10 protein-coding genes are annotated in these 12,093 nt (G+C 65.3%); 8 read left to right on the top strand and 2 right to left on the bottom strand.

Annotated features, from left to right (window positions below):
- Positions 1-156: 156 nt before the first annotated feature.
- Positions 157-732 (bottom strand): flavin reductase family protein, encoded by a 576-nt coding sequence (locus QZY44_RS14040; RefSeq protein WP_295447223.1) that lies wholly within the window; start codon positions 730-732, stop codon positions 157-159.
- Positions 733-753: 21 nt separating this feature from the next.
- Positions 754-1,470, bottom strand: coding sequence for a transposase (locus QZY44_RS14035; RefSeq protein WP_295447221.1), 717 nt, complete (start codon positions 1,468-1,470; stop codon positions 754-756).
- A gap of 141 nt (positions 1,471-1,611) precedes the next feature.
- On the opposite strand from QZY44_RS14035, the gene prfB reads away from it, so the two are divergent.
- From prfB to QZY44_RS13995, 8 genes are all read left to right on the top strand, one after another.
- Positions 1,612-2,710, top strand: a protein-coding gene (prfB, locus tag QZY44_RS14030; protein WP_295447219.1) for a peptide chain release factor 2 whose coding sequence is annotated in 2 segments (ribosomal slippage) — positions 1,612-1,686 and positions 1,688-2,710 — 1,098 coding nt in all. Because the reading frame shifts where the segments join, the coding sequence is not laid out codon by codon here.
- 19 nt (positions 2,711-2,729) lie between these two features.
- Entirely contained in the window at positions 2,730-4,265 is a 1,536-nt protein-coding gene (lysS, locus tag QZY44_RS14025; RefSeq protein WP_295447217.1) for a lysine--tRNA ligase, read from the top strand.
- 7 nt (positions 4,266-4,272) lie between these two features.
- A complete protein-coding gene (folC, locus tag QZY44_RS14020; RefSeq protein WP_295447215.1) occupies positions 4,273-5,553 on the top strand; it encodes a bifunctional tetrahydrofolate synthase/dihydrofolate synthase in 1,281 nt (426 codons plus the stop codon).
- A 233-nt stretch (positions 5,554-5,786) separates the two neighbouring features.
- A complete protein-coding gene (locus QZY44_RS14015) occupies positions 5,787-6,434 on the top strand; it encodes an SPOR domain-containing protein (RefSeq protein ID WP_295447213.1) in 648 nt (215 codons plus the stop codon).
- Between the two features lie 37 nt (positions 6,435-6,471).
- Positions 6,472-6,966 carry a CvpA family protein gene (locus tag QZY44_RS14010; RefSeq protein WP_295447212.1) on the top strand — a complete coding sequence of 165 codons (495 nt, stop codon included), beginning with the start codon at positions 6,472-6,474 and terminating at the stop codon, positions 6,964-6,966.
- 134 nt (positions 6,967-7,100) lie between these two features.
- Positions 7,101-8,615, top strand: coding sequence for an amidophosphoribosyltransferase (gene purF, locus QZY44_RS14005; protein ID WP_295447211.1), 1,515 nt, complete (start codon positions 7,101-7,103; stop codon positions 8,613-8,615).
- Positions 8,593-9,849, top strand: a complete 1,257-nt coding sequence (locus QZY44_RS14000) for an O-succinylhomoserine sulfhydrylase (protein WP_295447210.1) — start codon at positions 8,593-8,595, stop codon at positions 9,847-9,849. The genes purF and QZY44_RS14000 overlap by 23 nt, the downstream gene beginning before the upstream one ends.
- 69 nt (positions 9,850-9,918) lie before the next feature.
- Complete coding sequence (locus QZY44_RS13995; protein WP_295447208.1) at positions 9,919-11,925, top strand: diguanylate cyclase; 2,007 nt, start codon at positions 9,919-9,921, stop codon at positions 11,923-11,925.
- Positions 11,926-12,093: the final 168 nt, after the last annotated feature.

Raw genomic sequence — 12,093 nt, 5'->3', positions numbered from 1 at the left:
TGACTTGCGAGGTTTCGCCGCACTGGGGTGCGGCGCTCCCAGTCGGTCGGCCTGACGGCCGACCGGCCCGCTTTGGTGGCCGGAAAGATGACCAAGGCCGTCGCCACGATCATCGCGTAATCGACCGCGCCTGACCCGGACGCGCATGCCGGCCATTCAGGCCAACCCCTGGGCCTGGCGCCAGGCGCGGATGGCGGCGGCGTCGCTGGCGGCGTCCAGGGCGTAGAGCCGATCGAGTGTTGCGCGCTGCGCTGGCGAGGCGGCGCGCAGCAGGTCCGCGACGCCAAGTACCGGGGCCTCGCCGCACACCTCGCCCCCGGTGACCTGGGCCAGATAGATGCTGCGGTCCCCGATCTCCAGACGTTCCTCCACCCGGCAGTCGAGCCAGGCGGCGCAGCCGGGGTGACGGGGGTTGCCGTCGGGCGTGTTGAGCGCCGGCAGGTCCGCGAACTTCTCGACCTGGTGACCGCTCTGGAGGCCGAAGTGCCAGACCGCCTCGAGGGCCGACCCCGGCAGCAGGTGCAGTGCAAAGCGCCCGCTGCCCTCGATGAGGCCCCAGGTGTGGTGCCGCCGGGCGATGGCGATCAGCATCCGCGGCAACTCGGCGACGATGGACGCGCGTACCGCCGAGGTGGCGATCAGACCGCCGCGGCGGCCGGCGTGACTGGCGGTGACCAGCCACAGGGGCACGTCATAGAGGTGGAAGACGGCGGTGATCGCCTCGGGTGTCATGATACGGTTGCGCGGGTTCGCTCAGGCGCGCCCGGCGGCCTCCCGGTAAGCGGCCGAGCGGCGGTCGCCGCCGCGCGCCCGGGGGGTGGCGCGCCGGTTCAAGCGCTCCTCGACCAGGTCGCAGAAGGCGGAGTCGCCGAGCACCCAGGCCTTGTTGGTGGCGTCGCGGATGCGGGCCAACCGGGTCTCGTCGACCGCCGTCTTGAACCCCTTGGCGTAGGCCGTCTGGCGCGTCTTTTGGCTGCGGCCCAGGCGCTCATAGGCGGCATGGGGGCTGACCAAGCCGTCCTGCGCACCCGTGGCGTTGGCCGCGAAACTGGACCAGGCATAGTCGGCGGGGTCGCTGACCAGCCCGGCGCGCACCGGGTTGTTCTCCACATACTGGCTGACCGGGATCAGCCAGGCGGCGGGGTCGAGTAGGGTGGCGCGATAGCGGCCCTCCCACAGGGTGCCGGTGCGCTCGTTACCGCCGTTGAAATACTGGACATAGTAGCGCCCGACGTACTGCATCAACTTGCCGATGCCGTCCTCGCTGAGCGGGGTCAGCACTAGATGGAAATGGTTGGGCATCAGGACATAGGCGTGGATTTTGCAATCGAACTTCTCCGCGGCGGTGCCGATCTTCTCCCGCAGGAACCAATAGTCCTCCTCCTTGAACAGGATCTGCTGGCGATTGTTGCCGCGCTGGATCACATTTTGGGGGAAACCGGGCAGGACGAAGCGAGGTAGGCGTGCCATGAGTAGGGTCGGATTCGGTTGATTGGCTTGTGACCAAGTATAGCCGACCGCGCCGATGTGTCGGTCCGGCGTCGGCGCTGCCCGTGGCGCGAAACCGCTCACTACCCGTATACTTAACGGTTCGACCCACCGGAGTGAATCATGTTCGACATCAACCCAATCGCCTATAAGATCAATGACCTGAAGGGGCGCGTAGCGTCTCTTAGGGGGTATCTTTGACTACGACGAGCGTCAGGAGCGTCTGACCGAGGTCTTGCGCGAACTCGCCGATCCGCAGGTGTGGAACGATCCGGAGCGGGCCCAGACGCTGGGCCGCGAGCGTGCCAGCCTGGAGGCGGTGGTGTTGACCGTGGACGACATGACCGAGGCCCTGGGCGACGCCGACGGCCTGCTGGCCCTGGCCGCCGAGGAAGAGGACGAGGCGACCGCCGCCGATCTGGTGCGCGACCTGGAGCGCTGCGAGGTGCGGGTGGCGGGACTGGAGTTCCGTCGCATGTTCTCCAATCCCATGGATGACAAGAACGCCTACGTCGACATCCAGGCCGGCTCCGGCGGCACCGAGGCCCAGGACTGGGCCGAGATGCTGCTGCGCATGTACCTGCGCTGGGGTGAGCGGCGCGGCTTCAAGACTGAATTGCTGGAGGTTTCCGAGGGTGAGGTGGCCGGCATCAAGTCGGCGACCGTGCACTTCCAGGGGGAGTATTGCTTTGGCTGGCTGCGCACCGAGATCGGCGTCCATCGGCTGGTGCGCAAGTCACCCTTCGACTCCGGCAACCGCCGTCACACCTCCTTTGCGTCGGTGTTCGTCTCCCCGGAGATCGACGACACGGTGGAGGTGGAGATCAACCCGGCAGACCTGCGCATCGACGTCTACCGGGCGAGCGGAGCGGGCGGCCAGCACGTCAACCGCACCGAGTCCGCCGTACGCATCACCCACAACCCGACCAACATCGTGGTTCAGTGCCAGAACGAACGCTCACAGCACAAGAATAAGGACCAGGCCATGAAGCAGCTCAAGGCCAAGCTCTACGAGTTCGAGATGCAGAAGCGGCGCGCCGCCCAGCAGATCGTCGAGGACAGCAAGTCCGATATCGGCTGGGGCAGTCAGATCCGCTCCTATGTGCTGGACCAGTCGCGGATCAAGGACCTGCGAACCAATGTGGAGATCGCCAACACCCAAGGGGTGCTCGACGGCAATCTCGATCCCTTTATTGAAGCAAGCCTGAAGAGCGGCCTGTAACCGGACGGAGTGAGTGGCGATGCATGAGGAAATTGACGCAGCGGCAGCCGCGGCGCTGGCGGCGGAGCACGGCCAGGACGACAACAAGCTGATCGCCCAGCGGCGTGAGAAGCTCACCGCGTTGCGGGCCGGTGGCGAGGCCTTCCCCAACGACTTCCGGCGCGATGCGCTGGCCGGTGACCTGCACACGCAATATGGTGACTGGGAGGCCGATGTGCTCGCCGAGCTACCCTTGCGGGTGGTCATTGCCGGCCGGCTGATGAGTCGGCGGGTGATGGGCAAGGCGAGTTTTTCGCACCTGCAGGATATGTCAGGTCGCATCCAGCTCTTTGTGAGCCGTGATGCCTTGGGCGAGGCGGCCTATGGCGGCTATAAGCACGATCTCGACATCGGCGACATCGTCGGTTGCGAAGGCACCCTGTTCAAGACCAAAACCGGCGAGCTGTCGGTGCGTTGCGAATCCATTCGCCTCCTCACCAAGGCCCTGCGCCCATTGCCCGAGAAGTGGCACGGACTGGCGGATATGGAAACCCGCTACCGCCAGCGCTATGTCGACCTGATCGTCAATGAGTCCACCCGCGATACCTTCCGCACCCGCATTGCGATCATCGCCTATATCCGCGATTATCTGAATCAGCGGGCCTTCCTGGAGGTCGAGACGCCGATGATGCACGTGATCCCGGGCGGCGCCGTCGCGCGTCCCTTCGTCACCCATCACAATGCGCTCGACATGAAGCTGTATCTGCGCATCGCACCCGAGTTGTATCTCAAGCGCCTGGTGGTGGGTGGGTTTGAGCGTGTCTATGAGATCAACCGTAACTTCCGCAACGAGGGGCTGTCGACCCGGCACAACCCCGAGTTCACCATGCTGGAGTTCTATCAGGCCTATGCGGATTACCGCGATCTGATGGATCTCACCGAAGACCTGCTGCGCGGGATGGCGCAGTCAGTCCTCGGGACCACTGCCTTCGATTACCAGGGCACCGCCTTCGATTTCGGCCAGCCGTTCGAGCGCCTCACGGTCCGCGAGGCGGTCTTGCGCTTCAATCCGCAGTTTGCGAGCGCTGACATCGACGAGTTGGAGGCCGCCCGCCGCAGTGCCGCGACCTTGGGGATTAAGCCCAAGGACGACTGGGGGCTCGGCCGCATCCATATCGAGATCTTCGAGCAGACCGGTGAGCACCAGCTCATCGCGCCGACCTTCATCACCGAATACCCCACCGAGGTCTCCCCGCTGGCGCGGCGCAATGACCAAAACCCGCTGGTGACGGATCGCTTTGAGTTTTTCATCGGCGGGCGCGAGATCGCCAACGGTTTCTCCGAGCTGAACGACGCCGAAGATCAGGCCGAGCGCTTTCGTGAGCAGGTGGCGCAAAAGGACGCCGGTGACGACGAGGCGATGTTCTACGATGCCGATTACATCCGGGCACTGGAGTATGGCCTGCCGCCCACGGCGGGGGAGGGCATCGGTATCGACCGGCTGGTGATGCTGTTCACTGACGCGCCGTCCATTCGCGATGTACTGCTCTTTCCGCACATGCGGCCGGAGGATTAGAGCAGTCATGCGCCCGACCGACTTGTGGACCCTCGAGGACTGGCTCACCTGGCAGTCCAACCTGACCCCGAATCGTATGGAGTTCGGTCTAGAGCGGATGGTCGCTGTCTGGTCGCGGCTCGGGCCGCCGGCCCTGGGTGCGCCGGTCATCACCGTGGGTGGCACCAACGGCAAGGGCTCGACGGTGGCCTATATCGAGGCCATCGCCCGCGCGGCGGGATACCGTACGGGCTGTTACACCTCCCCACACCTGCTCTGCTACAACGAGCGGGTGCGTGTCGACGGCACAGCGGCGACTGATCAGGCGCTGCGCGCGGCCTTTGTCCGGGTCGAGCAGGCGCGCGGGGACATCCCACTCACCGTGTTCGAGTTCGGGACCCTGGCCGCCCTGGACATCTTTGTGTGCGCCGCGCCGGACTTGGTGATCCTTGAGGTGGGACTGGGCGGGCGGCTCGACGCGGTCAACCTGATCGACGCGGATTGTGCGGTGGTCGCCTCTATTGGCCACGACCACATGGCCTTGTTGGGGGAGTCGCTGGAGGCGATTGCCCGGGAGAAGGCTGGGATCTTTCGGGCCGACCGGCCGGCGATCATCGGCCAGCCGGACGCGCCCGAGGCGCTGCGGGAGGCGGCGCAGGCGCTCGGGGCCAGGGTGTTCCAAGTGGGTCGGGAACTCGGCTGCGCGGCGGCCCCCGACGGCGCGGGTTGGGTCTGGTCGGGGGCGGACGGCGAGCGCCTGGCCCTGCCGACCCCGGCGATGCGCGGTTCCTTCCAGCACCACAACGCGGCGGCGGCCATTGCGGCCCTGCGCGCGCTACGGGGGCGGTTGCCGGTGCCGGTGGCCGCGATCCGCGCGGGTCTTGGGCGGGCGCGACTGCCGGGGCGCTTCCAGGTCTTTCCTGGGGATGTGACCTGGATTCTGGATGTGGCCCACAACCGCGAGGCGGCGCAGGTCCTGGCCGAGAATCTGCGCGAATTTCGTTGTCCCGGTCGCGTGCGGGCGGTGTTTGGCGTACTGGCCGATAAGGTGCCGGAGGCGCTCGCCGCGCCGCTGGTCTCATTGGTGGACACCTGGTACCTGACTGTGAGCGCCGATGCCCGTGCCATGCCGGTCGACCGGCTGGCCGAGCGGCTGCATGGCGTCCTTGCTGGCGTCGAGCAAGAGCGACACCAAACGGTGGGGGAGGCCCTGGACGCGGCCCTGGCGGCGGCGGCGGCGGGTGACTGTCTGCTGGTGTTCGGCTCATTCACTACCGTGAGTGAGGCCATCTCCCGCAGGGGCGAGTGAGTCCCCCGGTGCTGGTATACTGCGCGTCAAGCCAGGGCGTGCGTGCGGGCACCGGGTCACCTGGACCCCGGCCGCGACGTGCATCACCCGGCATCACCCGTCGGGCGAACGTACGGCACGCACTGCTTGCGGTGCCTATCCGGATTTGGATTTGAGCTAATCGTGTGCGTTCATTTGCGGACTAACACCCTGTTACTGTTCGGGCTGGTCGGCGCGGCCCGCGGAGTCGAGGCATGATGCGAGAAGGTGCCAAGAAGCGGCTGATTGGGGCGGTGGTGGTCGTCGCCTTGGCGGTGACCTTTGTGCCCATGTTGTTCGAGCCTCCGTCCACGGATAGTCTGCCGCCCGTCCAGCAGGCCATCCCGCGCGCCCCGGCCTTCGATCCGGGCACGAAGAGCGAGGTCTTTCTGCGGCCGCAGGACTCCGGGGTGGGCGGGCGGGAGTCGGCCCCCACGGTCTCTCAACCCCTGGCCCTGCCAGCGGTCGGCGACCTGGCGCCGGTCCCGATCGGCGCGCCCGGTCGCACCGATACCCCGGCGGCGAAGCACGGCGCTTCGGTGGCCAGGGCGACGGCTGCCGTGCCGGGTCAGGTCCAGGTCAAGTCCCCCGCGACACCTGAACCGGCCCGGGGCGGGAACGACTCACTGCCCTCCTGGGTCATTCAGGTCGCCAGTGTCGCAACCCCTGACGGTGCCGCAGAACTGGAGGGCAAGTTGCGTGCGGAGGGTTTTGCGGCCTTTGTGGAGAAGGCCGAAGTGGGCGGTCGGGTCACGTACCGCGTGCAGGTGGGTCCGGAACTGGACCGCGCCCGGGCGGATCAGACCGCCGCGCGGCTGCGGGACAAACACAAGGTCAATACCTTGATCAAGAGTTATCCATGAGGGCCGCGGCAGCGCGTGTCTGCGCGGGGGAACCGATATGAACTGGGTCGATGGCGTCATCATTGCGATTATTCTTTTGTCCGCCGTGGTTGGGTTGGCCCGCGGACTGCTCCGCGAGGTCATGTCACTGGCCGTGTGGGCGGCCGCCGCCGGGGTCGGGTATCTCTACCACAAACCCGTGGCGGCGGTCCTCACCGCCTATGTCGCCCAGCCGACTGTGCGCTTGGTGGTCGCCTACGCCGTTTTGGCCTTGGGGGTGCTGATCGTGGGGGCCGTCGTTGGTGCCCTGCTGGGCGCGCTGGTGGACAAGGCGGCCGTCCTGCGCTGGACCGACCGACTGCTCGGTGCGCTGTTCGGCGCGGCGCGGGGTGGGGTGTTGGTGGCCATGGTGGTCTATCTGGCGGCCCTGACCCCCATGGCGGATGAGCCCTGGTGGCAGGATTCGCCGGTCATCGCGCAGTGCAAAGGGGCCGCCGATTGGCTGCTCAGCAAGGTCCCGCCGCAGCTTCAGGACCAATTCAAGCGGGTCTGAGCGGGCGCTGCTCTGGGGCCCCTGGTCCGGAGGCCGGCCTTATACTGCTTGTGACCGGTCAAGCTCTCGGTTATCCTATCCGGTTTACTGTCCTTCGCAGCCCATGGGTGGTGAAGGCGCCAGTTGAGGTCCTCATGTGCGGCATCGTCGGCATCGTCGGTAAGGGCCCGGCCAATCAAGCGCTCTATGACGCCCTGCTGGTGCTCCAGCACCGGGGTCAGGATGCGGCCGGGATCGTCACCTGCGAGGGTGATAAACTCCACCTTTGCAAGGACAGCGGTCTGGCCCGGGACGTTTTCCGCACCCGCAACATGATCCAGTTGCGTGGCACCATGGGGGTCGGCCATGTGCGCTATCCGACCGCCGGGGCGGCGGGCTCCGCCGAGGCCCAGCCGTTCTATGTCAACTCACCCTACGGCATCGTGTTGGCCCATAACGGCAACCTGACCAATGCCGAGGACCTGAAGCGCGACCTGTTCGTCGACGATCTGCGCCACATCAATACCGACTCTGATTCGGAGGTCCTGCTCAATATCTTTGCCCACGAATTGCAGAGTCAGGGCAAGTTGCGCATCGATGAGCAGGATATCTTCCGCGCCGTGGCCGGGGTGCATCGGCGCTGCCGGGGCGGCTATGCGGCGGTCGCGATGATCCCCGGTTTTGGCGTGTTCGGTTTCCGCGACCCCTTCGGCATTCGTCCCCTGATCTACGGCCGCCGCGAGACCGACGCGGGCACCGAATACATGATCGCTTCGGAGTCGGTGGCCCTCAACACCCTGGGCTTCACCCTGGTGGCGGATGTGGCCCCAGGGGAAGTAGTGTTCATCTCGGTGGACGGCACCCTCTACACCCAGCAGTGTGCGGTCGCGCCGGTGCTCTCACCCTGTATCTTCGAGTTCGTCTACCTCGCCCGGCCGGACTCCATCATCGACAACATTTCGGTCCATAAGGCGCGCTCGCGGATGGGCAAACGCCTTGCCGCCAAGATCCGTCGGCAGTGGGCCGCCCATGACATCGATGTCGTCATCCCGATCCCGGATACCAGCCGCACCGCCGCGCTGCAACTGGCCAATCATTTGGGCGTGCCCTATACCGAGGGTTTCATCAAGAACCGCTATATTGGGCGCACCTTTATCATGCCGGGTCAGCAGGTCCGTAAGCAGTCGGTGCGGCAAAAGCTCAATGCCATCGATCTCGAATTCAAGAAAAAGAATGTACTGCTGGTGGACGACTCCATCGTACGCGGGACCACCTCCCAGCAGATCATTCAGATGGCCCGCGATGCCGGGGCCAACCGGGTCTATTTTGCCTCCGCCGCACCGCCGGTGCGCTTTCCCAATGTCTATGGGATCGATATGCCGTCCGCCAGCGAGCTGGTGGCACACGGGCGGTCCGAGGAGGAGGTTGCCGAGTTCTTGGGCGCCGATGGACTGATCTACCAGGACCTCGGCGACCTGATCCAGGCCGTCCAGAAGAAGGGCAGGAGCCATGTGGACCGCTTCGACTGCTCGGTCTTCGATGGGCATTATGTGACCGGGGACGTGACCCCGGACTACCTCCAGCATCTGGAGGCCAACCGCAACGACGATGCCAAGGAGACCCGCTCCCGGCACAGCGAGACCGTCATTGACCTACACAACTCCGCCTGATTGTGAACCCGGCCTCGCGCCGGGCTCGGCCCCCGTCTGTGAGCTCGGCGGCGACCAAGCGGGCTTCGCCACCCGTGCGGTGCGCACCGGGCACCACCGCACCTTCGAGGGCGAGCACGGCGAGCCGATCTTCACCACCTCCAGCTTTGTCTTCGGCAGCGCGGCGGAGGCCGCGGCACGCTTCGCCGGGGAGGCTCCCGGGAACATCTACTCCCGCTTTACCAATCCCACGGTGCGTGCATTCGAGGAACGGTTGGCGTCGCTGGAGGGGAGTGAATCCTGTGTCGCCACCGCGTCCGGTATGGCGGCCATCCTGGCGGTTTGTATGGGGCTCCTGCAGGCCGGTGACCACATCGTTGCCTCTCGCAGCCTGTTCGGCAGCACTACGCTGTTGTTCAATAGGTATCTAAGCCGTTTCGGTATCGGCACCAGCTACTGCGACCTGAGCGATCTCAACGCCTGGGACGCGGCGATCGGCCCGCAGACCCGGCTGCTGTTCTGTGAGACCCCATCCAACCCGCTGACCGAGATGGTGGATCTGCGTGCTCTGGCTGAGCTTGCCCACCGCCGCAACTGCCTGCTGGCGGTAGATAATTGCTTCTGTACGCCGGCTTTGCAGCGCCCGCTGGAACTGGGGGCCGATCTGGTCATCCACTCGGCCACCAAGTATTTGGACGGGCAGGGGCGGTGCGTTGGCGGGGCGGTGCTGGGGGATCGCAAGCGGGTCGGGGAGGAGGTCTACGGCGTGCTGCGCACCGCCGGACCGACCTTGAGCCCCTTTAATGCCTGGGTGTTTCTCAAAGGTCTGGAGACCCTGGAACTGCGGATGGCGGCCCACTCGCAGGGTGCGGCGCAACTCGCCGATTGGCTCGCCACCCAGCCCGGGGTCACGCGGGTCTACTACCCGGGGCGGCCGGACCACCCCCAGCACCACTTGGTGGGCGTGCAGCAACGCGGCGGCGGCGGCATCGTTGCCTTCGATGTGCAGGGTGGCCGTGCGGGTGCCTGGAGCGTGATCGATGCCACGCGTCTACTGTCCATCACCGCTAACTTGGGCGACACCAAGACCACCATCACCCACCCCGCCAGCACCACCCATGGTCGCCTGACGCCTGAACAGCGCGCGGAGTCCGGCATTGGCGAGGGCCTGATCCGGATCGCCGTCGGTCTGGAGTGTCTGACGGACATCCAAGCTGACCTGGCGCGAGGGTTGGTGTTGCTCCCGGGGACCTAAGCGTTTCCGGAACACCTGGTACCAAAAGGGCGGGGCCCCTGGCTTGGCGCTATCGATCATAATGGGGCCATGAAGCTCTCCTGGTGTCCGCGTTTCGTCCTGATTGTGCTGGCCACGGCAGGGATGGGACTGCTGTTTCCTGCCCCGGTGCAGGCGCGCGAGACCGTGATCCTGCAACTGAAGTGGACCCACTGCTTTCAGTTCGCCGGCTACTATGCCGCACAGGCGCTCGGGTACTACCGCGAGGCCGGGCTCGAGGTGCGGTTGGAGGAGGGCCTGCCAGGCGTTGATGTCGTCGCCCGGGTGGTTGCGGGTCAGGCCAAGTACGGTGTCGGCACCAGCAGCCTGCTGCTGGCGCGCGCCGCCGGCAAGCCAGTGGTGGCCTTGGCGGTGATCTTTCAGCATTCACCGCTGGTGCTGATTGCCCGTGAACAATCCGGCACGCAAAGCATTCACGATCTGGTCGGCAAGCGCGTGATGATCGAGCCGGATGCCGACGAAATCTTCGCTTACCTGCGGCGCGAGGGGATCCCGGTCGAGCGGCTGGTCCGGGTCGAGCACAGTTTCGGGATCCAAAGTCTGCTCGACGGCCAGGTCGACGCGCTGACGGCCTATGTGTCGAACGAGCCCGAACTGCTTGGAAAGTTGAAATTTCCCTATCAGATGTATACGCCGCGCGCGGCGGGCATCGATTTCTATGCGGACAATCTGTTTACCTCGGAACGGGAGTTGCGGGACCATCCGGCACGCGTGCACGCATTCCGGGCAGCGAGTCTGCGTGGCTGGCAGTACGCGCTGGACCACCCGGATGAGATCATTGACCTGATTCTGACCCGCTACGGCGGGCATGATACGCGCGAACACTATGCCTTCGAGGCTGCGCAACTACGTGCGCTGATTCGTGCGGATTTGCTCGAAGTCGGCTATATGCACCCCGGGCGCTGGCGTCATATGGCCGATGTCTATACCGAGGTCGGCGCACTACCCGCCGATTTTTCACTGCAAGGCTTTCTGTATCAACCAGACACCCGTGTCGATTTGACCTGGCTTTATCTCGCGCTGGCGGCAACTCTGGCACTCGCGGCCGTCGTGGGTGGCGCCGCCACCTACATCTACTCCATCAACCGGCGGCTCAGGCGCAGCCTGGCGGACGTCAAACAGGTCCAGGAACAGCTCCAGGTGTTCTTGATGGCTATTGAGCAAAGCCCGACCTCCATCGTGATTACCGGACCGGATGCCATCATCCGTTATGTCAATCCGTATTTCACGGCGGAAACCGGCTATTCCGCCGCCGAGGCCATCGGGAAGAACCCCCGGATTCTGAACTCGGGATTGACCGGTCCGGCGACCTTCCGGGCGATGTGGGGTGCGCTCTCGCGCGGCGAGCCGTGGACGGGCGAACTCATCAATCGCCGCAAATCCGGTGAGGTCTACTGGGAAGAGGCCCACATGTCCCCGGTCAAGGATCGTGACGGCAATACGACCCACTATGTCGCGGTGAAGCTCGACATCACCGAACGCAAACAGGCGCATGAACACCTCGCCCATCTGGCACACCATGATGTGCTGACGAATCTGCCTAACCGTATCCTGTTCTTTGAGGGCGTGGCCCAGGGCCTGGCGCTGGCCCGGCGCAACAATACCCGCCTTGCACTATTGTTCATCGATCTCGACAAATTCAAGCCGATCAACGATACCTATGGGCATTCCGTCGGCGATCTCGTCCTGCGGCAGGTTGCCATACACCTGTCCGGTTCCCTGCGCGGCTCCGATAGCGTCGGTCGCATCGGTGGGGACGAGTTCATGGTTCAGTTACCTGATATCGGTAACGAGCAAGAGGCGGTGAGGGTGGCGGACAAGATTCGGGCGGCGCTCAATCGTCCGTTTATCGTCGCGGATCAAACGCTGCGCATGTCATCCAGTATCGGGGTGGCGCTCTATCCGGACCACGGCAATGACGCGGTCGAGTTGGCCAAGTACGCCGACTACGCCATGTATCAGGCCAAGGCGTGTGGCGGAGACCGGGTCCAGGTCTTTGACCCCAGCATGCCCGGCGTGGCGCGTTTCCACGGGTGATGTCGTCCTGCCGGCCCCCGGTGCATCTTCTCCCTCCCCCCTCGTGGGGGAGGGGCGGGGTGGGGGGCACCCATCAAACACGCCACGTCACACCGGGTTGGCCTTGATCATCGTTCCGGCCACTGGAGGTCGAGGCGTTAGCCGGTCCGGCGCGCAGGCGCCACGGAT

Source organism: uncultured Thiodictyon sp. (genome assembly GCA_903837595.1).
Classification (GTDB): Bacteria; Pseudomonadota; Gammaproteobacteria; order Chromatiales; family Chromatiaceae; genus Thiodictyon.
Note: the sequence above shows the minus strand (reverse complement) of the source record. Positions and strands in the feature narration are given on the sequence as shown.

Bases quoted from the DNA above. Each gene is read 5' to 3' on its own strand.
- purF (WP_295447211.1), top strand. From the start codon at position 7,101: ATGTGCGGCATCGTCGGCATCGTCGGTAAGGGCCCGGCCAATCAAGCG.
- lysS (WP_295447217.1), top strand. From the start codon at position 2,730: ATGCATGAGGAAATTGACGCAGCGGCAGCCGCGGCGCTGGCGGCGGAG.
- QZY44_RS14010 (WP_295447212.1), top strand. From the start codon at position 6,472: ATGAACTGGGTCGATGGCGTCATCATTGCGATTATTCTTTTGTCCGCC.
- QZY44_RS14035 (WP_295447221.1), bottom strand. From the start codon at position 1,470: ATGGCACGCCTACCTCGCTTCGTCCTGCCCGGTTTCCCCCAAAATGTG.
- QZY44_RS14040 (WP_295447223.1), bottom strand. From the start codon at position 732: ATGACACCCGAGGCGATCACCGCCGTCTTCCACCTCTATGACGTGCCC.
- QZY44_RS13995 (WP_295447208.1), top strand. From the start codon at position 9,919: ATGAAGCTCTCCTGGTGTCCGCGTTTCGTCCTGATTGTGCTGGCCACG.
- folC (WP_295447215.1), top strand. From the start codon at position 4,273: ATGCGCCCGACCGACTTGTGGACCCTCGAGGACTGGCTCACCTGGCAG.
- QZY44_RS14015 (WP_295447213.1), top strand. From the start codon at position 5,787: ATGATGCGAGAAGGTGCCAAGAAGCGGCTGATTGGGGCGGTGGTGGTC.